General features: G+C 51.9%; 16 protein-coding genes. 7 read left to right on the forward strand and 9 right to left on the reverse strand.

The features are described 5' to 3' along the window. The first annotated feature begins 22 nt into the window (after positions 1–22). A complete protein-coding gene (locus FHR27_RS04285) occupies positions 23–1,771 on the forward strand; it encodes a hypothetical protein (protein ID WP_179537887.1) in 1,749 nt (582 codons plus the stop codon). Between the two features lie 460 nt (positions 1,772–2,231). On the opposite strand, the gene FHR27_RS04290 is transcribed toward FHR27_RS04285, so the two are convergent. Next, positions 2,232–3,668, reverse strand: coding sequence for an RES family NAD+ phosphorylase (locus FHR27_RS04290; protein ID WP_179537888.1), 1,437 nt, complete (start codon positions 3,666–3,668; stop codon positions 2,232–2,234). Positions 3,669–3,861: 193 nt separating this feature from the next. Here FHR27_RS04290 and FHR27_RS04295 point away from each other — a divergent pair, with 193 nt between their 5' ends. Continuing rightward, entirely contained in the window at positions 3,862–4,161 is a 300-nt protein-coding gene (locus FHR27_RS04295) for a hypothetical protein (RefSeq protein ID WP_179537889.1), read from the forward strand. 277 nt (positions 4,162–4,438) lie between these two features. Beyond that, positions 4,439–5,215, forward strand: coding sequence for a hypothetical protein (locus FHR27_RS04300; protein ID WP_218878444.1), 777 nt, complete (start codon positions 4,439–4,441; stop codon positions 5,213–5,215). 32 nt (positions 5,216–5,247) lie between these two features. Here FHR27_RS04300 and FHR27_RS04305 read toward each other — a convergent pair whose 3' ends face one another. Further along, entirely contained in the window at positions 5,248–5,610 is a 363-nt protein-coding gene (locus tag FHR27_RS04305) for a hypothetical protein (RefSeq protein ID WP_179537890.1), read from the reverse strand. Positions 5,611–5,854: 244 nt separating this feature from the next. Here FHR27_RS04305 and FHR27_RS04310 point away from each other — a divergent pair, with 244 nt between their 5' ends. Next, the gene (locus tag FHR27_RS04310; RefSeq protein WP_179537891.1) at positions 5,855–6,337 is read left to right on the forward strand and encodes a hypothetical protein; all 483 of its coding nucleotides are present in this window, start codon (positions 5,855–5,857) and stop codon (positions 6,335–6,337) included. 167 nt (positions 6,338–6,504) lie between these two features. On the opposite strand, the gene FHR27_RS04315 is transcribed toward FHR27_RS04310, so the two are convergent. The 3 genes from FHR27_RS04315 to FHR27_RS04325 all read right to left on the reverse strand — a co-directional run bounded on the left by FHR27_RS04315 (position 6,505) and on the right by FHR27_RS04325 (position 13,143). Next, a complete protein-coding gene (locus FHR27_RS04315; RefSeq protein ID WP_179537892.1) occupies positions 6,505–8,172 on the reverse strand; it encodes a UvrD-helicase domain-containing protein in 1,668 nt (555 codons plus the stop codon). Beyond that, on the reverse strand, positions 8,169–10,088 hold the full coding sequence (locus FHR27_RS04320) for an ATP-dependent nuclease (RefSeq protein ID WP_179537893.1): 1,920 nt from the start codon (positions 10,086–10,088) through the stop codon (positions 8,169–8,171). The genes FHR27_RS04315 and FHR27_RS04320 overlap by 4 nt, the downstream gene beginning before the upstream one ends. A gap of 175 nt (positions 10,089–10,263) precedes the next feature. Beyond that, on the reverse strand, positions 10,264–13,143 hold the full coding sequence (locus FHR27_RS04325) for a UvrD-helicase domain-containing protein (protein ID WP_179537894.1): 2,880 nt from the start codon (positions 13,141–13,143) through the stop codon (positions 10,264–10,266). Positions 13,144–13,325: 182 nt separating this feature from the next. On the opposite strand from FHR27_RS04325, the gene FHR27_RS04330 reads away from it, so the two are divergent. Together FHR27_RS04330 and FHR27_RS04335 are read left to right on the forward strand one after the other, a co-directional pair. Then, complete coding sequence (locus tag FHR27_RS04330; protein ID WP_179537895.1) at positions 13,326–13,868, forward strand: HEPN domain-containing protein; 543 nt, start codon at positions 13,326–13,328, stop codon at positions 13,866–13,868. A 164-nt stretch (positions 13,869–14,032) separates the two neighbouring features. Beyond that, positions 14,033–16,372 carry an AAA family ATPase gene (locus FHR27_RS04335; RefSeq protein ID WP_179537896.1) on the forward strand — a complete coding sequence of 780 codons (2,340 nt, stop codon included), beginning with the start codon at positions 14,033–14,035 and terminating at the stop codon, positions 16,370–16,372. Between the two features lie 840 nt (positions 16,373–17,212). On the opposite strand, the gene FHR27_RS04340 is transcribed toward FHR27_RS04335, so the two are convergent. Then, complete coding sequence (locus tag FHR27_RS04340) at positions 17,213–17,572, reverse strand: histone-like nucleoid-structuring protein, MvaT/MvaU family (RefSeq protein WP_179537897.1); 360 nt, start codon at positions 17,570–17,572, stop codon at positions 17,213–17,215. A 163-nt stretch (positions 17,573–17,735) separates the two neighbouring features. On the opposite strand from FHR27_RS04340, the gene FHR27_RS04345 reads away from it, so the two are divergent. Further along, complete coding sequence (locus FHR27_RS04345) at positions 17,736–18,710, forward strand: endonuclease (RefSeq protein WP_179537898.1); 975 nt, start codon at positions 17,736–17,738, stop codon at positions 18,708–18,710. A 197-nt stretch (positions 18,711–18,907) separates the two neighbouring features. Here the strand turns inward: FHR27_RS04345 and FHR27_RS04350 are convergent, their stop codons facing one another. From FHR27_RS04350 to FHR27_RS04360, 3 genes are all read right to left on the reverse strand, one after another. After that, entirely contained in the window at positions 18,908–19,867 is a 960-nt protein-coding gene (locus FHR27_RS04350) for an LLM class oxidoreductase (protein WP_179537899.1), read from the reverse strand. Between the two features lie 242 nt (positions 19,868–20,109). Continuing rightward, the gene (locus tag FHR27_RS04355; protein WP_179537900.1) at positions 20,110–21,006 is read right to left on the reverse strand and encodes a LysR family transcriptional regulator; all 897 of its coding nucleotides are present in this window, start codon (positions 21,004–21,006) and stop codon (positions 20,110–20,112) included. A gap of 165 nt (positions 21,007–21,171) precedes the next feature. Next, positions 21,172–22,164, reverse strand: a complete 993-nt coding sequence (locus FHR27_RS04360; RefSeq protein WP_179537901.1) for a zinc-dependent alcohol dehydrogenase family protein — start codon at positions 22,162–22,164, stop codon at positions 21,172–21,174. Positions 22,165–22,314 lie beyond the last annotated feature (150 nt).

Here is a 22,314-nt window from a genome sequence, read left to right on the forward strand (position 1 = left end):
CGTACGAGCCATGAGGGCCGAGATGCAAAGCAATGATCAGGCGACAATCTTCACTCTTGGCTATCTAGAGCTGCTTGAGCGGCATTTGAAGGTGACTTGGAATGAAGCTGGGATACCGATTTGCCTTCATGACTGGGTAACTGACGATGCCCTCACTAGCCTTCGTTCAGACCTAGCGTCGCTAATGAGTGGTGATACTGCGCTAGCTGCGCGTAAGGCCGCATCCGAGTACGGCGACACCCACGTTCAGACTGTTGGCTTCGGCCTTGCGCATGATTTTGATCAGTTCATAAAGCTCGGTTTGCTTTACGGTGAGCGTGTTGTTCTCTGGGATGTGCTTAGTAGCCGAGTTTTAGTGACCGAGAGCTACCAAACCCGCAAAAATCTAGTCGTTCAGATCGCTTGCGAGCTGTTAATGCTCAAGTCCTTAGTACGGCGGGGAGGGGCCGTGATCCTGGCGCACCCCAGTATGTGGAGCCAGGGAGCGGCTGAGATAGATCAGGCTGTCCGTAAGTACGGGACTGCTCCGGCTGCCAGCCTTGGGCTGGCACTCGCATTTGCCGCGATAGCCGATGGCCTGCCGCTACACCCCTACACGCTTTTGACCGATGAATCTCGTTTACCGGTAGAGCAGCAGGTTTTAGCGGCTGGCCACGAGCAATTTTCTCTGGATAACCTCAGGTTTCAGCAATGCCTTACGAGCATCCTGCAGGACACTCGGTTTGCGTATTTAGAAGAGGCAGATGCTGAAGTCTTCTATGATGTTCTCTCCAGGCATGATTCGGTTCGGCGTGAGATCAGGCGCCATTTTCTGCCGGCACTCAGTGGATTGTCGCCCCAGCAATATAGTCAAGAAGAGCGAGTGCTGGTTGATGAGCTATCGTCACTTTTCGAAAAGCGCAATGCCGATGTAGCAGCCTATGTGGCCGATGGTATCGATGCTAGTTCTACTTTCATCGTGGCATCGACTTCTGCGGCTTTAGCAGGGCTGCCCTGGATCTCTGCATTAGGGGCACTCGGGCTGCCGACAGTGGCACTTAGTAACATGGTGCGCAAATGGGCAGAAAAGCCTGCAAAAAATGTAATTATTCAGGCGTTTCGGGAGTTGGAAGTATCAAGGGCAGGATCATTGATACATGACCCTGTAGGAGTTGATTATCGTCTAGCTGTAACTCAGGAGGGCCCGCGAAGCTTGAGCGATCACTATCGGGAGTTCACTCGTTTTTACATGACAGAAAATCGTCATGACTATCTCAAGTCACTGTCTCCTGAGATAGCTAAGGAAGTCCTGTCTCAATTAAAGCCTGATGATATTCATAATATTGTCAACAAGCGTCAGTTTCAGAATGACTATATAGGTGACTATCTTGTAGATGTTTTCGATCTGCATAAGGAGGTTTACTGGGAGCATCTTACGCAGTGCTTCGATTCGCCTGAAGGATTTCTCATCTACGATGATGATGCACATATCATTTCAATGCAGCAGTATGATATTCCGCTGAGTCTTTGGCGAGGGCTACTTGAAAACCTTTTTACGACCTACTGGAGTGAGCTCGATTCGGGTAATTACAATTTCCCCTTAATAGAGTTTCCAAGCGTCTTGCATTTTCAAACAGCACATGCTGAAGATCGTGAAAATAAAAGAGCCTGGCTTTTAGAAATCGTTCGAGAGGCCTCTGCTGAGCAGGGTGATGCACTAAGCCGTTTCGTGTCTGAAGCGTACGATGGCCTTTTACCTGACTGGTTTGTGGGCGCAGGAAATTCTTCCTGAAATTTGGCCTTTATTTATAATTTAGACCTCCCATGTCACGGTAAATATCCTATGTCTACTCTCCAAGGTTATGTGTGAAAGGCCCTTAGGATAGCGCAGTGACCTCTTCGTCAATACATACCTTCAGAATGAGCAGCTCTGTTTTCTAGCCTTCAAAATTTTTTTATAAATAGCGGATCGGCAGGTTGAGGTGTCTGTTGATGTCGTCTGCGCTAATGGGGTCTTCTATCAAGCCCTCTTGTGTCGATTCAATCCTATACTCTGGCCCAAGATGTTTAATAGAGGCGTATGCGAGTTGGTTGACAAGTTGAAGGAGATCCTCAGGAGCTTCAAGGGGACTAAGGGCGTGTGAGAGATTTCTTGATAAGCGGCTCAACCGGCTCAAGTGATCGATCTCCATAAGTGCAATGAGAGCTAATTCGTCACGATAGCCCTCACAGTGATTGTATCAGTATGCCGCTCAGAGAATGTCGCTCTTGCTCATCTGATGACGGTTGCGCTCTACCTCGTGCGGTTCAGTTTCCACCTTCACTCTCTTAACGTGATGCACTTCTACTGAGGTCGGAATGACGTCTAGCGTCTCCTCGCGATAATCCTCGTCCTCATGGATATGATGAAGTCTCATAGCCCAAGGGCTTGATGTCATAGCGGTTTCAGTCTCATCCTGGATTGGGACATTCTCCTGCACGCAATAGTCGGGGTACCAACCATCACCGTCCCAGCTCATCGTGTTGGCACTTAGCTCGGTGCCTTCGGGTAGATCCATGTTCTTCACGCGTGAAGCCTTATGGAACAGCACGATGTTGTCCCCCTCTTCTGACTGTGTCGAATTGAAGAGAATACCGTCCAACGTTGGATCATTTTCAGTCGCCAGGAAATCGGCCACTGCCTGGGTGGCCAGGTAGTCGAACTCCTGATCATCGGGCATCACTGGCCGCGTCATCTTGCTACCGAGCGATCGTAGGAAGGATGCGCGCTCAAGCCGTTGGAGCAGCGTAGGGTCAAACACGCTTCCGCCGTCAGACACATTTTCAAGTGCGGAAAGATTTAGAAGGCGTAGGGAGCGAATGATCCTGAAGGTGGCCAGAGCGACTTGGCTGCCCACGGGCGGCCGAACCTCAGCGAGTGCAACTCCTGCGGAGGTGGCTCCGTAGAAAACCGAGATACCTCGGGCATTCATTCTGCCCGCTGCTGCAGCACGGGCGGGGGGAGAGCCCAAGTGGCGATCGGGTCGACAAAGTGCCTCTTTAAGCGGCTCCTCCGATTGGAATACCCGGGCTCTGAACAGGTATTCAATTGGTGCACCGGGGCCTGCGTCCACAATCACTGGCTTGCCATCCAAGGTGCCGAGTTCATCTATCCTCTCGAAAACAGCTGCGAGATGATCTGTCGCCGCCCGAGAAAAGTACCTGGCCTCAGTTTTCAGCGTTTTTTCGAAATGCTGCCAGTCATGCTGCCAGGTAACGTCGCTAGAATCCTTTTGCTCGTAGTGCGATTCGCCGTCGAACTCGCACTCATCTCCCATAGCCGCCGCGTCGAAGTCAAAGTGCCGGTCACTGAGCACCTCCAGTACGTCTGAAGCCGCCTCTTCGGGAATGCGAGCAGCGCCTGCGATAGCATCGTGAACGGGCTCACCGTCTCGATCCCAATCGTAATCCGACTCTCTATCCCTCATTAGGCTTTGCTGCCAATCATCCGGTTCGTTAGATGTTCGAACGTAGTGCTCAGCAAACGCTTGCTCAATCCGATCCGCCAGTTGCTCGATCGTCCAGCATTGGCCTTCGCTCTCACAGTAGGAGCACTCCGCGATCTCGCCCGTGGTTGCGATCTCGCGCGAAAGGAACGGCTCTTCTACACACTGGTCGCAGATCCACAGCTCGTCACTTTTCACGTTCATTCAGCCTTTTCAAGATAACGGTCATCTGCCGACAGTTGATGTTCAGCGACGTTATTCCGATCCTGAGTCATAGAGGACTCCAGGTCTAAATCAGAAGCAGTTGTGTTGCCTGCAAGCGTATGCCTGGAGCGTCTTATGACGTGAAGGTTTTGCCTTGCCCTGCCGGGACGGCTGTCGTGAACCGAGCCTGGCCATGAATGGCTGTCTCGGCCCTTCGGGCTTCCATCCTCACGGCTACGGCCTAGCCGGCCTGCGCGCTCCGCTTTACCTGGCGCTATCGCGACATCAATTGTTGCACCGACGCTATTTTGTACGTTATGCGCCAGAGATTGAGCGTCACCGGGCTCTGGCAGACAACGAGCGTTTGATGGTTGCCGCAGACTTGGCCGATACAGATCAGTTCGGGCTGTTGTCGAGGAACGCTGCAGACTCGCGCAAGAGCTCGGCTTTTTGGTCGATGGTGAGAGTTTCTATCGAGGGCTCGCTGTATTGATTTGTGCGTTCCGCCGTGTGGCACGGCTGCTGTGGCAGTTTTGAAATAGGCCCGCTATAAATGGATCGATCTTGACGCTTTGGGCGCTCATCCTCACGGCTGAGCGCTCCGCTTGTTTGCGTCGATGCCAGTTGATTGGCTGCACTGGGATCGACGATAGCAGGGGATTTGCGACGCATTGCTCAGGGCGTCTAGCTCCTGGAGCTAAAGGCTTTTCCTCAATTGCTTCTAGTCCTGTAGGCTCGTCGCTGAGAAATCTATCGATTAGGAGCAAAGGATGGCAGCAACTGGCACTATCTCTGAAGAAGTTTACATCGAGCAGGATATTCTCAACCCCCTGCAATACGCCAAGATGAAAATTGAGCCGCTGATCAATGAACAGGATGAGCTAGTCGTACCTGTCAGAAATTTGGACACACCTCATTTTCGTCGAATTGGTCGGGCTTCTTTTGGCCGTCGAATTGGTAGAAGTGAAGATGATCCGACGCATGATAAATGCGTCCAGCAGATCTTCGATCATCTTCAGGCGCCTGGGCAGGTTAAAACTCTATTGACTTATTTCTTTCCAGTCGGGTCGCAATCTCGCGAAGAGCAAGTTGTTTTTGCTACGGGAGCGGCCAGTGATTATAGGTGGGTTAAGGAGGAGGGGGCTCGAATAGCATTCCACGATGGTACCTATATCCAGCCTGATCTAGCGGGTAGGGATGCTAACCGGTTTTTTCCAAGAGCCAGTTGTCCCAACATAATTATTGAGGTAATTAGAACGCATCCTCCGGAAGCCAATACGTTTGAGCGTCTGTGCGAATTGTCGCTGGCTAATACAATCGTAGTGTTCTATTTTATTGGTGAAGAGCGTACAGGCGGGCTTCTCAATCATATGATTGTCGAGAGTGGCTCTTTTACATTGCGTGTTTCTCACTATATGATAGGTGGGCAGCTCTATAATAATGGTTTGCCGGTCTATGATCGGGCGAAATATAGTACTGCCCAGCTATGGTACTCCATGGTCAAGAGTAGCTACTTTGAGCGGGCGATGAAAAAAATTAGCGATTAAGAGGCTTCGTATCTCATAAGTCCCATGGCCAGCTATCGCAGTAGCGGTTCAAGGTTTGTTATAGCTCTTTTAAGGCTCTTTTTTATTCTTGCCTTGTGGTTGGCAACACCATCCCAGTATCCTCGATGGTGAGCGATCGACAAGGCAAGCTCAAAATCCCCTCGATCTACTGCGCTCTTTAATTTTTGCTCTACAAACTCGCCGTTCTGGCTAAATAATTCATACTCTGCAGCCTCTCTAGCATCTGCAGCAGTGAATGAAGTACTGGAGCTGTACAGGCCCTCGATTGTATAAGTCCAGCCCGCAGAGGAATGGTCAGTCTCGTCGCTCCAGGAGACTGTTATAAAGGGTAAGGTTGGGTGGATGAATTTCTTTTTTCGCATTGAGTTGGACATTGGTAACGTCTCTTGTTATTAGTATTCGAGTACATTATTATTGAGGCGGAGCATTGCGCTGGTCAAATGCTCCTGTGTATTAAGTGTTGCCTCTCTTCAGCCTAGCTCAGGCGGTCAACTACTCTGCGTTACACTGGGTCTTGCGAGCAGGCTCCATGTTCAGCTCTGATCTTCTGATTGATGACTCATACAAACCTGAAGAGATAAACATGCCATGACTGGCCAAATATCACGCGATGCACCCATGACGTCCTGGCTGCCCGACCAACCTATTCCGCGCCCCGATATTGTGATGTACGCAGAGTTCGAGAATTATCGAGAGAACGTGCCGGAGGGGTGGACGATCGAAGATGTCGAGTTCCTCTGGTGGGCTGCTGCTGCATGCCTCGATTACCAGGCGCTACGTGAGGAGCTGGAGGAGGCTATCAGGGAGGGCTACGACCCAGGATGTTTCCGTTACTCTCCTATTGCTGATTTGGATGGCAATGGTAGATACCCGTTCACGATCTTTAAATTGCTGCGTGAAATTCTTCCTGTAGGTGCCCTGTTGGCAGTGGACGATGAGTCTCAAAAAGGGTGTGAGGAGATCTGCGAAGTGCTCGGCAGCTTTATCATTCAGAACCAGATTTGGCACTTTCTTACGTCGAAGGTGCTGATCCTCGTGCCTGTTGAGGTACTTCCTGATCGCCTACGTGATTTGCGATTCAGTGCTGACCTTGGGCTTTGACCGCTAGAAGCCAGGGCGTCTGACGTGATTAGCGTCAGAGGTCGCTCGGATTCAGGCAGGGCAGTCACGTTCACCATTGAGAGTTTTAGCTCAGAGGTACGCAAGCCGTTTTAGGCTTGCGGCTTAATTCGTATCCAATCGAAAGATCATGAGTTATGCCAAGTGCTTTATCCACCAGGCAGGTCTCCTGTCAGGTGCCTGGTCACATGGGGAACGAACTCGTGATGAGGTGTGCGGTTTTCCTTCCATTGTCCCGCTGCCCCTTTAGGTTTTGGCCGGTAGTCTGCAGTCGTGATGAACAAACGTTCTTTAGCCCGCGAGACGCCCACGAAAAAGACGCAACGCTCGTCCTTGATTTTCGCCCAGTAAGCTTGCTTCTCAACGGCTAGCAAAATGACGGTATTGAACTCCAGTCCTTTGCTTTTATGGATGGTGAGAAAGCGCACGGCTTGATTGTCCGAAAGGCGAGCAAGCGCGTGAGCAATGGTGCCTTCGCTAACGAGTAGAGTACGGATGCGATCTCGAATATCTCGAACTACCTCATGCAAGCGCGGGGTAGATTCGTAGTCCCCTGATAGTGCGGTGAGCATCGGATAGCCCACGCCGTTAAGAAACGCAGAAGTATGTGTCCACCAGTCTACGTATGGCGTATCTGTTTTACTTGCTGCCTTAACTAGGCGGAGCTGACTGCGATATATGGTTTCGAACAGCATGTGAAGCTGATCTCGGCTTGCCTCATCGTAGGGGGTGAATAGATCCATGAGGCGTGACCATGCATCTGACTCGCCCTTCCCATACAGGCAGGTGATGTAGTCGATAACCAGGCGCACTGCTGGCTCCTTCAACAAGTCCTGAAGGTCACTGTCATTCCTTGAGGCTACACCTCTATTTGCCAGTTGGCTCATCAGCTCAGAGCAGTAGTCATCAACCTGCCTGGGGACAAGCACCGCTATTTCACTTGGAGGAACACCCGATTCAATCCAGTGGAGAACGCTGTCCGCAACCACTCCGGCCTCTTGAGTGGAGTGCTGGAAGTTAGCCGCTAAAACCTCGCCATCTTGTCCTGCGGTCAATTCTGCGGGTGTCACTGCCGTAGGGTCGATTTCCCTGATGATCTCATTCTGAACACGGCGCAGAGTGGGTTGTGATCTGAAATTAACGTACAGATGAAGGGGAAGGGCACCGAAGTCGTCGGTGTAGATCTTGAAAATTCCTTCTAGCGCACCGGCCCACCCCATGATCATTTGCTTGCTATCCCCGACCGCCGTGAGGCGAATATCGGTGTTGAGGAAGACCAGCTTGATGAGTTCGTACTGATCTCTGGTGCAGTCCTGGAATTCGTCGAGGAATACGTGCGCATAGGTTTTTCGGATTGCATTACGAGCAATCTCACTGCGCTCTATGATTTTGATGGCAAGGGGAAGGAGCTGCTTGAAGGTAATTTGCTTGCCTGGAATCGGATCGGCACCGATGGTGTAATCAGGGCTTAAGTCTTCATCCAGGATGGGCCGGAATTTATCAATGATTCGTTTGGCAAAGCCATGGAAGGTCACGCTGTCGAACCTTGAGGCGTAATCCCATCCACATCGAAGCTGAATCCTCTCCTTGAGGTTACGGCTAGCGTCGGTCTTGAACGACACCGCCAGAATTCGCTTGGGGTAGCGGCAGTTGTTGGTTCTCAACAGATAGTCAGCTCGTTGAGCGAGGACTTCCGTCTTACCGGCTCCGGGCCCGGCGGTTAGAAGGATGGATTGACCGAGTTCGTTCACTACGCTCCGTGCGATCTTGTCGAGATGTACACCTGGCGAAGGCGCCCACTGATCGTTCGAGATCATTCTGGAGACTCGTCCAGCTTCGCGATGACTCTATCTGCTAGCCGGCTCAGCGATGGAGGGAGAGAGGCCAGTAACTCTGGGTCAGAAAGATTGCCTAGTGCATCAAGGTGAGCTGCTGGCTTGCTGCTCAGTTTGAACAGTTTGTGGTACGCCGCGAACAGTTGTTGCTCTGTTGCGTCGTACTGCCCAGGGTTGAAGTGGCTTTTGCCAAGGACGGTCACATAGTCATGTGGAGTAGGGGGCGTTGACACAGCACCAAAGGCGTTGGGGAAAGCCTTGAGCATGGCGAAGTCCAGATCCAAAGGTTCCGAGAAGAAAACGTCGCGTGCTTCTAGATCGGCAAATAGATCGCAATCTTTGTCAAACCAATGATGTGTTCTCACCAGCACGTCTGCATCATTCCACGTGTGGCGCTCCCAGTGCTGAGGAAGGCTGCGAGCGGGGGCAAATTCATCCAGTTGGTCACGGACATATCCTACCCGCCCCCAACCGCCTTGATGGCGTCCTACATCAAGGTCGAGCAGGGTGATGTGGGGTGTGCCAATGGCATTGAGCAACCGCCAAAAATGATTAACGTGCCGGCCTCCCAGCGGAGCAATGGCTACGGCTGACTCGTCGACGGGAGCGCCTTTGGCCTGAAGGATGCGGGGGAGCACGATCTCCTCACTGTCCCCTTCGCCAAGCACCACCAAGCGTGCGAAATAGAGTTCAGGAAAGGCCTGTACTGCTTCCCTGACGAACTTGTAGGCGTCACTTCGTTTCTGGGGTAGTGCAATCGTTGAAACATCTGTCTCACGCCTCGCATTCAGGCGCAGGTATCGAATGTGCTCAGGTTCGACCCTACGTAGCATTGAGGGCGCTTGCGTCGCGATCAGGGCTTGAGCGTCCACGCCCACGCAGGATTTGAGCGAACTCACGATGCGCCCCAAGTAATGCGGAGAAAGGCTGTTCTCGGGCTCTTCCACAGCCAGTATCGTGAATGCCGAGGGCTTCAGTTTCATAGGGTCGAACGATGTGTTTTGCCCCGACCTCACTTCGCGGCCAATGGTCAAAGATGTCAGCACCAACGAGAGGTAGAGCATCGACTTTTGTCCATCGCTCAGCCGAGCATAATCCACTTGGCTTTCACCATGTCCAGGGCTGAAGGAAATCGAGAGGTGTCTCAGGATCGCCTCGATTTCAGAGTTCGCAAAGGTGAGCGATGGAGAAGCGAAGAAGTCTCCTCTATGCAGTTGCTGCCAGGCGCCACTGAGGCTGTTACTCAGAGCCTTGATCGACTCATTGCTCGACAAACAATCTGTGATCTGGTCAGTGAGCTCCTTGATCGAGTCGCGATCGTCGCTCCAATTCACTGCGCGCAGGAGGCGACCTAGCAGCGCAGTCGCGCCGTAAGCGACATGGTCGGCAGGATCACGGCGGGCTGGCAGATAGTGCAGCTGTATCTCGTCTCTTTCTCGCTTTGCCACCGGTTTGACTGTGGTGGGTTGTCCGTCCTCGTCCATTCGGGTGACATAGACAAATCGCTCTTCCACATCACCATCAGGATGTAAAACTCCTTCCAATCGAAAACGAATTCGCGGGACATCACCTTCCGAGCGCAGCGTCATTTGCGAGAAAAAAGGGGGTACCGTGTCATCGTCTTCGTCATCTACGGTTTCTTCGAAGGTGAAGTCGGCTTCAATCCAAAGCGTGCGTTGCTCGGGAACCTCCTGCTCATTCAGAGGGACATGGAAGTCTGATCGGCGAAGGCGTCGCAGGGCGGGTTCAAAGCCAAACATGCGTGCTAGTGCCTGGAGCGTCGCAGTCTTTCCAGCACCGTTAGGCCCGAGAAGATAGGTCACGTCTTCGAAAGTGATCGTGGTGATACCCGGCCCAAATGACTGAAAACCGCTGATTCCCAGGCTAAAAAGCTTCATGAAGTGAGATTCCTTTCTGTTTTCCTTGAGATAGCGTTCACACCGATCTCTGGCTAGGAGGTCACATTGTGTTGCTCAATGTGCCTGATGGGCTGCTTAAGTAGCTAGTCTCTCGGAGACCCCCAGCAGGCTTCGAGAGAACGCTAAGCATACTGGATGCACAGTGCAGCAGGGCCTAAAGTGCCTGCTGAGATTTCTTTGCTGGCGGTGCGCCAATATATCCATATTCCTTATGGTGACAGGAGCCGGGGTCGTTACTGCGATAGTCCGAGCATCCCCAATATTTGAAGTCAGTCTTGTAGCTCATCTCCCCCCCGCTGACGGGGCAGATCGGTGTCCACCAACCACACGCTGCGTTTACGCACTGCCTGAATCGTCCTGCCTTCTCCATCGGCGCATTGCACCTTGAGCAGCTTTTCTCGGTATGGCTGCATAGCGGGTAATTCGTGCAGCCTACGAACTTGTTTCCGGTAGACCTGTTCGTACGCTCAGTTAGGTGCCCTCGCTTACAGTTCGGGCAATTCACCTCTAAGGCGTGCCGTTGCTGGTTACTGGTCGCAAACTCTTCCAGGTCTAGTGGGTACTCGTTTTTGACCAGCTCCTGGACGAAGGGCGAGCATTTCCTCATGTCACAGGGGAGGTAGACCCTGTGCTTGGCTCGGGTGAGGGCCACGTAAAACAAGCGCCGCTCTTCAGCGTGAGGGAAGAGCTCAAGTTCTGGGAGTAACGCGTCAATGAGAGGGTGGGTGACGATCTGAGAAGGTAGGCCGTACTTCCCCTTGGTCAGCCCAAGAACGATGACGTAGTCAGCTTCTTTGCCTTTGGCTCCATGGATCGTGTCTATCAGAAATTGAAGGGCAGGGAAGCGCCACTTGAGCTGTGAAAGCTCTTCTTTACCAGGTAGGTCATGTGAGAACCGCGCGAGGAAATAGACAGACGAGTTCGGGAGAGCAATCTGTACGATCCGCTCTGCAATCTGCAGCCTGGTATCAGCTGGATCAACGTCTGTTCTCATCAGGGAAACTGTAGGAGCTAGTACCTGCTCATGAGATACAACGGTCTTCACCAACTGCCTGGGATTCTGCGTGACGAAGCGGCTTGCGACTTCACCGATCTGGCTGTTGAAGCGAAAGGTTTTGTCGAGCTCAATGGTGGAGGTAGCGCCGAACTGCTCTCGGAAGCTTGAGGTGTAGCCGATATCGCTGCCAGCAAACCGATAGATCGACTGCCAGTCATCTCCGACGCAGAACAGCGAAACATTCCCCTTCTTTTTCCGGAGTGCTTGTACGAGCTGGGCCCGTGATTTGGCGATGTCCTGGAACTCGTCGACGATAATAAATTTCCAAGGGATGCTAAATTTACCCTCGACAACATAGGTTGTAGCCTTAACCACCATGTCGTCGAAATCGACATCATCTTTGAGTTCGGCCTGGTAGGCCTCGAAGATTGGCATTAGGAGCTTCAAGGCTGCTCCGAGTTGGGGCGTCTTGTTACCCAGGTTTTCGCGCTCCTCGACACTCAAGTTTGCTGCTTTCAGCAGGCTGAGCATCTTCGCCAAAATCTTCGAGAACGCAGAAATTGCTCCTATCTCTCGAAGGGTTTCGAGCACCGACTCGGGGGGCAATGGATTGAGGCTCACACCCGCCTTGGTGAGTTCCTTCTCCAGCGTGTCCAACAACAGTCCTTTCTGCTTTTGAGAATGATACGTCTCAAGCAGGGTAGTTCCTGCCAGCTTGTGGACGTTTCGCTTCCAATTCATGTCGTCATGATATTTTTGGCGATCAATATAGGGGGCAGTGTTGCCCTGTTCATCGATGCCAAAGTGCTCGATATAGATCCCGTGATCAGGAAGGAAAAAATCGGGGTGGTATGCACCGCGCGCTTTGGCTTGCTCAGGCGTGTCGAAGCGGGCCTCGTAACGGTATTCAATGCCGTTCTTGAAAAGGAAATTGGCTATATCGCATTCGCCAAAGCCTTTCACTTTCTCGCCCTTCAGCGTCCGTACATGGTTGTCATTGAGGAACTGGTAGTAGTCGCCTAGCGTCTCGAAATCGAACGGATTGCGCTCGGGATGCAGCCACCGCTCGAAGTAGGTGAGAATGAGTTGACGGTATTCTGGATCCTCTTTTTGAAGGCGCTGGAATTCTAGATCAATGAACTTCTCTTTTAGCTTCTCGTCATCCGCCATCGGACTCAACGACGCTTTCTTTCCTTCTGCCACTGCAACTACGGTACTCCCGAGGGCGTGGAACGTAGCAGTGGTAATCCCTTTTATGCCGAGGCGTTTTTCGAGCCGCTCTCGCATCTCTGCTGCCGCAGCCCTCCCATAGGCCAGTAGGAGTATTTCTTCAGGCTTAGCCTGACCACTCTGGACGAGGAAGGCGACGCGACCCATCACGGTGCTGGTTTTGCCGCTACCAGCCCCCGCGAGTATCAGGTTGTTGTCTTCATCAACGACACAGGCCTCTCGTTGCCTGGCTGTAAGTGGCTTGCTCTCAACAGTATCGAAGAGATGAGTGTGTCGGGAGAGGGCATTCTGGACGTAACGAATGCGAGATTGCGTGAGCCATGCATTCGGGCTCCGAACAAATTCGATGGTTGCACGTAAGAAGCGCTCTTGCTCTTCATCAAGTAGATAGACAGGTGGTTCAGGAGGCAGGATTGAGCGGAGTCTTTCGAACTCTTGGGCAATGGGAGTCCACTGGGAGCTACGGACGTAGCCGTTCTTGGGGAGGCTGTTCGTGAAGGCCAGCATGCGCGCTCTAATGCTAGATAAGCGCGGGAGATACCAGCCTCGAGCGATTAGCGTCCAGATCTCGTCACGCTGATGCGCACGACTGAAGTGGAGTCGAACATCACCTATAGCAGTACGCAAAACCAGCGTATGACCAATGAGCCGGCGCCCCTTAAAGGGCAACTGCTCGATCTCATGCCAGTTGAATGCTTGAGTGCCTTGGCGGCTAGTGATTTCAATGCCGCTGTCTGTGAGCTTGGCTGATCTTGCCGAGGAAAAAAGAAGAGTAGCCCACCAAGGGAAGTGAATAGTCCGTGTCATTTGATCCCGCCCCTGAGCAGCAGAGGCAATTCCTTTTATTCAAGTCGAGCTGCCCCTCACATCACTGGCCGAGTTCTAGGCTGTGGGGCATGGTGGAGCAGCGTAACATCAGTAGCAGCAGAACACTGTGAGTATTAGGATGGCGCACTCCACGATGGACACAGACGCTAAAGGATTTTTTGATGTCAAAAGCAGAGCAGGCTTTTCAATACTCGATCAAAGACGCCGAGGAGCTCCTGGAGCACTTCGACGCACTCAACGCCAACCCCCCGCCCGCCAATGCGGAGGTGCTCAAGCGTGCGGGATTGGTGATGGCCCTTACCGCCTGGGAAACCTACGTTGAGGATCGTGTTACAGAGGCGCTGACGATCCAGCTCAAGCTGATAAAAGGAAGCCGGTGCGGTGACTTCATGAGCCAGAAGCTGGAGACCGAACTGAAGCGGTTCAATACACCTGACTCGGCCAAGACCAAGCAGTTATTTTTCGACTACCTCGGCATTGACGTCACTGAAAGCTGGAGTGGAATGAGCAACAGTGCTCTGGGTAATCGCAAGGCTCTCGATGCTTTGATTGTGAAGCGTGGTCAGGCTGTGCACCGTTCGAAAATTCAGTCCACTGGTGTTCCAGCCGCACATCTTGTCAAGCGCGATGATCTGGAGAAAGCCATCCGGTTTATGAAGTTGCTCGTGGAAAAAACGGATCAGTGCCTAGATCAACAGTTGTAATACGCTGGCTCTGTCAGCCTAGCTAATAAGTACTCACCTAACTAGTTAGCCAGTTGAAGCCAGGACGTTGATAGGCCGCCTGACGGATACAGCGCGGCCAGAGCTAGTTCTGGAATCGCGATTATCGTGGGCTAGTTTTTTACTGGCAGGGTTAAGGAATTAAAATGATTGATCAAAGAAATTTGCATGCCCATTTCTTTCTGGAAAAATTAAATAAAATTCATTCTGAGATCAGCCCGGTTGCGGTCGATATTGAGGCTTGCAAGTGGATTGCGATGTATTACATTGTTGCAAGTAGGTTTTCGTTAGATTCCTCAGCGATAATTCGATATTCAGGAGCGGAGTATCAAGGGCTCGATGATATCAACAATATCGAAGATAGATTTCATCTTCTTAAAAAGTTAACTGCAATCGATGGTGGGAAGAACCCTGCACACAATGTTTCTCAAGGGAGTGCTCGGGCACTCTTTAAACAACTACCAGCTATTCTGCCCTCGGGCTATGAAGATGTTATTGCAGTTTTTGACCACCTCTATGATCTTGTCGTGCAAAGTCAGGTTGGATCAAGTTTTTATCATTCGCGGGAAATGGCTGAGTTTTGCACAGCGCTGGCAGGATCGTTACCTGTTGTAGAATATACTCCGTATAACTTGGAAGTATCTGTAGCGCATAAGAAGGGCAGAGATGGCATATCGGTTTACGTTCGAGACGCGCCTGTAGGTATAATTTCTTCGGCGATCATTCTTAAGAAAATAGTTCATGGGTTTGAGTTTATTGAGGGCGACTTCGCTCTAGTTGGACTTCATCGTGAGGCCGAAGCTGTTGCAGTAATAGATGACGCAGGCCGTACTCATGATCGGCGATCATTCGAGGTTGTGGAAGAGGTTTTATTGAGCGAGAGGTCACAGGAGGTGGTGATCTATGTTCCGGACTACCCTTGGCAGCAACTTAAGAAAGTGTGGGTAGGAGGGCAGGCTATTGTTACCGAGTATCTTGAGGCTGTAGTGGATCTAGCGACAACAGATTTCGAAGGTATTGAGCATACCATCTCTGTTTGGGTTTTTAATAAAAATAAGCCATGGGGTCAGCCAGTTTATCTGGTGAACTCAGAAAAACTACTGACTTTCTCTCCTAAAGTGAGTACAGAGGATGCCGCGAGATTTGTAGCAAATCTGCTCAACTATCGTCGCGGTGCTGGCTCCAGCTTTGCTCATAGTAGGGGGGCGCTTGATTATATTTTTCAGCAAATTACTGCATCTTATGCTAGCCGAGAGATAGAAAAGCACCTTGTGGTGCCTGGGCTATCAAAAAACCTGACAGTTGAGCGCGTTGGACTCTCAAGATTAATGCCGGCATCGCTTATTCAAACGCCAATAAAGTCACTAGACCTAGAAATTCTCGATCCTAGGAGAATTCTCAATTCCCTTGAGGGGGGCAACTCGGTGACGTACGTCATCGGGGATAATGGTGCCGGGAAGAGTTTGCTCTTGAAGTCTATTCTAAAACACCTGAAAAATAAGGGGCGTCGAACAGTTGGCCTTTCATTTTCTTGCACTGATCGTTTTCCTTTTAATATAGGGCAAGGGAATAAGTCCGGGTTCTTATATAAGGGCGCTCGTACGTCGAAAGACGGAATATCGATTAGAAAAAGTAATGCTCAGATTCATAGCGCTTTGAAACAAGTGTTCTCTGATCAACATCTTCTTGACCAGTTTAGTTTAACGTTGGGGATGCTGGGCTTTAGCAAAGTTTACTACTTGCTGTCGACTACCATTCCAGATCGTTTAATGTTGCGAGGCGGATACGTAAACGGCGTATTAGAGCTTTCTCAGTCTGCAGCTCAAAATGCGGAAATACTCACTGAGCACAAACATCACGAATTTTCCTTTGCTCGAGAGAGTGCGGCAAACGCTGCTCGCAAAGATGTTAACGTAGTCCGAGTCTCCGAGCTGAGCTCAGGAGAACAGCAAGTAGTTTCTCTAGTTGCTAGCATATTGATTAGTTGCGATTCAAATGCTGTCTTTTTAGTTGATGAGCCTGAGACTAGCCTCCACGTCAAATGGCAGCAATTGCTGCCCCAAATTATCTCCAATTTATCGGCTAGATTAAATTGCTCATTTGTGGTTGCCACTCATTCGCCGACGCTCATTGTTAATTCGAGTAATTTGGATAATTGTTTTTTGGCTGCTGATAATTTGCTGACCCCGATTGAGCTACCAGATAGGCAGTCAGTCGAAACCGTTTTGATGGAAGGCTTTAAGATATATACGCCAAATAATAGAGATTTGCCTGAGCGGTGCGCTTCGCTCGTCTCAAGAGCTATTAAAGGCGCAGGTTTGGAAAGGGATATGCGAGAGGAATTATTGCTGGCTATTAATGAAGAGCTGAACGCGATGCTGAAGACCATCGAAGACACCTCTTTGGATTCTCAGTCGCAGTCAATCGACCCGAAATCGTTGATTGGACATGCCGAAAAGGCTATTCACGAAATTCTAAGAAAATAGTGAGAAACTCAGATTGGCTGATTACTCTGTCCCAACCAGACAAGACTTGAGAGACGAGTATCGTCTTTTTCGTAAGCGGGCTTATAAGCCCGAAATTCACCGAAAAGCCGCACTAAGGTATTTGGTGCATTTTCACAAAGATGCGATGCTTTCTCCCGGCATTAAGACTAATCATTGGTCTGCTTTGACTAATTATCAAAGCAAGTCCACTACAATGTCTGGAGTAAATATTAAGAAAAGCTTCAGAGATTTTTTGCTAGCAAGACAGGGGCAAAGGTGTTGTTATTGTCAGAGATGGCTAGTGAATATTGCTCACGCCTGTCCAATTGAGCACGTCTTGCCGCACTCGCGATATCCGCAGTTTGTTGTGCACTTCTTTAATTTCGGAATCGCGTGTTTCGATTGTAATAGCTCGAAAACAGATGCCTGCTGGGGCGCTTTTAGTTTTTCGAGTACGAAATATCCTAGCCCGGATGAAGTCAAAGACTTCTATCACCCGAGGTATCATAAGTATGCGGAGCACGTTAATTTTATTAGAATGGAGACAAACGGATTTTCGATAGTCTCTTACACTGGAATGACAGATCAGGGAAGGCATCTTTGTGAAAGTCTCTTACACAAAGTTGCTGCTAAAGAAACGCTAACCTCCTGTATCCCTTCAATTCAAGACTTTTACAAGGCCTTCGAAAACCTAAGCGCAGGAAATAACAAAGAATACAAAGACCTGAGTAATTTTCGAAGTGTTCTGGATCAGGTTGTGAGCGAAAGACTATCGCCCTAAAGGAGCATTGGTACACGTAAGGGTATTAAAGGCCGCTCTCGCGGCCTCTAATTCATCACTCACTGCACCCAGCTCTCAACCGTCTCAGCGCCATGCTCTTCTTTCCAGCTCTTCAGCACCTTGTGATTGCCGCCCCTGGTCTCAATCACTTCACTAGTCTCCGGATTCTTGTAAGTCTTAAGAGTCCGCTCGCGACGAGCCGGCTTAGGTGTAGCAGCTTTACGCCCGGTTCCAACCGAAGGATCCAGCAGATCAATCACGTTGCGCAGCGAGTAGCTGTACTCACCAAGGAGCTTGCGCAGTTTGGTTTCAAATTCGATTTCTTTCTTCAAGCCTTGGTCATTCTGCAGAGCGGCAAGGCGCTGCTTGTGCTCTTCGATTTGAGCTTCTAAGGCTTTGAACTCGGCTAATTTTGACATGGTTTCTCCCCAATAAATTAACGAACGAAGCTTGCTGCGGGTTTGTTTGTGCCTGAATCTACAGCTTAATTCAAAAAGGAATTTCGTTGCATTTTTAGTAGTGCCCGAGGGCAGGGTAGGCCCCTTATAATGGCTCTGCCTACTCACGAAATTAAGCCTTAGCATGCACCAAGCTTTAACTCTCCTTGCCTTCCTGATTTTCGTCGTAACCCCAGCCTTTGCGAATGCCCCAACCAGCTTCAACGAAGCCAAAGTCGTTGCGAAACTTAAAGTCTTTTTCGACCAAGCCAATGGCCCTGTCGGAGATCTTTACTGCGGATGCAAGTGGCAATGGGTAGGTAAGTCAGGTGGCCGAGTAGACCCCGAGTCCTGCGGCTACGAAGTCAGGAAGCAGCCGACCCGCGCCGCGAGGACTGAGTGGGAACACATCGTGCCAGCTTGGCAGTTCGGCCACCAGCGACAGTGCTGGCAGAACGGTGGTCGCAAGAACTGCGTAGCTACTGATCCGGTTTTCCGAGGCATGGAAGCTGATCTCTACAACCTTTACCCCTCAGTTGGTGAAGTGAACGGCGACCGCGCAAATTTCAATTTTGGAATGGTTTCAGGCGTGTCTGCGCAGTATGGGCAGTGCACGACGCGTATAGATTTCGGTGCCAGAACTGCTGAGCCTCGTAACCAGGTAAAGGGGCTTGTTGCCCGCACGACTTTCTACATGTTTGATCGATACAAGCTGAATATGTCGCGGCAACAGCAGCAGCTCCTGATGGCCTGGAGCAAGCAATATCCGCCGAGCTCCTGGGAGGTTGAGCGCAGTGAGCGCATCTCATTGATTGTCGGACACTCCAACAAGTTCGTTACGGGCGAACGAACTTGGTCACTTGGGCACAAGCCAGTCGGGGAGGGCTTAGCAGCGGCGGTACCCGAGTTACCGGGGCGACAAGTAGCGAAATCCCAGCAGCAAATGACGAACGCCGGCTCAGTTGGAGGCGAGGTGATTGGCAACCGGCGTAGCAATGTGTACCACTTGCCGGTTGGGTGCCCGAGCTACGGGCAGGTTTCGCCAAAGAATCAGGTGGCCTTTGAGTCTGAGTCAGATGCGATCAACGCAGGATTTCGCAAAGCAGGTAACTGTAACTGAGCGAATGTCTTTTTCATCTGCAGCTAAACAGCTGTGCGCTGTTGAACCTTGAATCACCCCGAGTTTGATCGATGCTTTCCAGCCTCAGGGAGACCTGCTCAGTCGTACTGGTGGCGTTCGCTTCTGTCCGGTTTCCGCCTGTGGCCAACCGGCTGGAGTCGGCCAAAAGCGGACACACAGCCAGTTTTAATATGTCCTCAAGCAAAGAGTGGGAGCACGTAATCCGCCAGCTCTTGGACACTGTCTTTCACTGAGCGGTGCGACACCCTCATGTTCAAGGCAATATGCGACACGCCCTGGTCGCGTTGCCGCTGCCAAAGGCTGATAAGCGCATTTCTCCCGCCGCGCAGTCCTCTTCCCCAGCGGATGGGGGCATTGGGGGCCGCGTCCAGCTCAAAGAACGTTCCATAGCCGTAAGGCTTGAACGTCTGCACGCCGCATGCGGATTGCCAGCGGCTAATAAGTGCCGGCAACTGCTCAAGATCACTCTGGTGCCAGATCCAGCCATCCATATGCTCTGCCAGCCAAGTGATTTCCTGGCCGCAGCGCCCTACCGCTATTGTCGGTAGCCGTGCATGAAATGCCTTGGGAATCAGATCCAGAGTTCCATCCAAACGGCCGTAGTGGCTCGACTGGTGAATCGGAAATGACTGGTTCATAACCGTACGGATCACAGCATAGGCATCACGAAAGCGTGCTTCTCGATTTTCGAAGTCAACACCAAATGACGGATATTCCGAGGGGCGATCTCCAGTCGAGACACCCAGCACGAAACGCCCTTGCGAGAGTTGGTCGACTGAGAGCGCTTGCTTGGCTACTGCAATAGGGTCTCGCAGAGGTAGGATCATCCCGGCCGTACCAATTGCGATACGCCGGGTCGCCGCAGCGAGCCATGCCGCATATACCATCGGGTCGAATATCTGAGCCACGTCGCCAAAGGACGGGTCACGCAGCGGCACGTCGCGCAGCCAGAGCGCGGCGAACCCCAGATCGTCGGCCAGCGTAGCGAGCGCGGTATGTTCCGCCATGGTTGGGGTGTCGCTCAGGGGATAGCCCTCCAGTGGCGTGAGCAGGCCGAACGTCAGCTTTCCAGGGAGAAAAACCCTGGCAAAAACACTCTCAGCCAGCCCATTCGGGGGCACTCTTTTCGCCGACATTACTTCCTCTTACTTTAAGGCCAGTTGGCTAGGCGGGCAGCTCGGTTGCGCACACCTCAACGTGACGTGATCACCAGGCGGGCATGATCATCGGAAAAGGCACGCGTACCTCGATAACCGCCCCTTGGCACCGACTGACACCATATTCGGTTGTAGAGAGAACGGTATGCGCATAGAAAGCAGGGATAAATCCGTTAACGAGTCATGAACTGTTATTCAGCTAATACCAATTGGCTCCCGCACTAACGCCTTTTCTCTTGGAACAACGCACTTACCCACTCGACGAATACCCGCACATTGGGTGAGAGATGACGGCGGTCTGGAAACAGCACGGAAACGGTCTTCGGCTCGACTGGAACATCCGGCAAAACCTCCACCAGACGCCCGCTATCAATGTATCGCTGCAACGCCGGGCGCAGCCCCTGCACCATACCAATCCCAGCCAATGCGCAGTAAAGCAACGCCTCGGCATTGTCGACGACGATGCCGCTGCGCATCTTCACATTGATAGGTTTACCGTTGGCCCTGAAGCGCCAAGGCATGACCTGGCGGCGTTGTTCAACCATGAAATTGACCGCCAGGTGCGCCTGCAAATCATCCAGCGTGCCTGGTAAACCATGTTTCTTCACGTAGGCGGGAGCCGCGCAGGTCACCAAAGCAACCTCGCCAATACGTTTGGCGACCAGGCTTGAATCATCCAGGTCACCGAGCCGCACAGAACAATCGATGCCGTCCGCGACGAGGTCGTTCAGGTTGTCGGAGGCTCCCAGAGATATTTCCAGGCCAGGGTAGCGCTCCATGAACTCGGGGAGTCGCGGGATTATCACCGCGTGACCGAGTACGGTCTGCATGTCGATCCTGAGCTTGCCTCGTGGCGGACGAGTCGGCGAAAACAATTCCAGTGTTTCCGCTAGCTCAGCGAGTAATTTCAGGCTGCGGTCATAGAACTCGTCGCCAGCGGGCGTTGTGTTCACTCTGCGCGTGGTGCGGTGTAGCAGCTGCACACCCAACTCCTGCTCAAGATTCTGGATGAGCTTGGAGAGTGCCGGGCGATGCACATTGAGCGCCTCGGCCGCTTTGGTATAGCTGCCATGGTCAACCACTGCCACGAACATTTGCATGGCTTCAATCAGGTTCATCGCCATCCTCCAGTTAACTGTGCATGGGGCCAGACGTGCTCTGCACTGAGGACGATAGCGAAGCCAGGCTGACTCTCTCAGGCATCAAAACAGAGTACGCCAAGACTGCTTGGGAGCAAGCAGCGATGGCGTGCGGCAGCCAGGCTGACTACCGCAGCATGTGATTCAGTCAACCACCACGACGATCTTGCCGATCTGCGCATTCGACTCCATTCGGCGGTGTGCTGCCGCGATGTCAGCGAGCGGGAAGACCTGGTCGATGACGGGCTTGAGTTGACCACCTGCCAAGCCTTTGGCAACGAAAGCCTTGGCATTGGCCAGCTTTTGCATATCCATGGTGATTTCGAACAGCTCGTAGCCGCGCACGGTCAGATGCTTGCCAAGAATATCGAAGACCGGAACCGGAATATCGCGATGATCCAGCGCGCCGTACTGGAAGAAGATCCCGGTGCTGGCCATGGACTTGATCAGCTTGGTTGCCTCGGGACCACCAACGGGGTCGAAAACAATACGCGCACCTTTGCCATCGGTGATCGCTGCCACCTCGGCAATCAGATCCTCTTCCTGGGTGGCGATGACATGTTTTGCACCCGCATCCAGCAATGCCTGACGCTTGGCACTTGTGCGGGTAAGGGCTACCGGGATGGCGCCCTGCATGTTGGCAATCTGGATCGCTGCCAGCCCGACACTGCTCGACGCAGCCGGGATGAGCACGGTTTCACCAGCCTGGAGATTTCCGTACTCAATCAAGGCGCCGTAAGCAGTCACAAACATCATCCAGCTGGCCGCCGCCTCCACGAAGCTGAGGTTGGACGGATGCTTGACCACAGCATGCGCAGGCGCATTGACCACCTCACCATACATGCCGTAATCAGCGAAGGAAAACGCCGGCACAACGCTTACTACGTCACCGGGAACAACGTCGCTGACGTCACTGCCAACCGCGCGAACAATTCCGGCCGCTTCATAGCCCAGCTTCGCCGGGAACTGGGGATCGATCACGTACTGCCCAGTGCGGTACATGATTTCAGCACGGTTCAGGCCGATGGCCTTTACTTCAATTTGAACCTCACCGCTTTTCGGTGCCGGTACTACGACTTCATCGAGAGTCAGAACATCAGCGTCACCGGTACGGTGAAAGTGGACAATCTTGGACATGGCACACCTCATTGACGGCAAGAGATAACAGCTACTTCTGAAAAGCTATGCGAATCCTACTGGCCCTCTTGCCTGGGAAAGAGCGCTGATCGGCTCATAGATTGGTACTCGAAAAGAACCAATCCCTGGCTCTGTAGGCAAATAAAAGGC

This window comes from Pseudomonas flavescens (assembly GCF_013408425.1).
GTDB classification, from domain to species: Bacteria; Pseudomonadota; Gammaproteobacteria; order Pseudomonadales; family Pseudomonadaceae; genus Aquipseudomonas; species Aquipseudomonas fulva_A.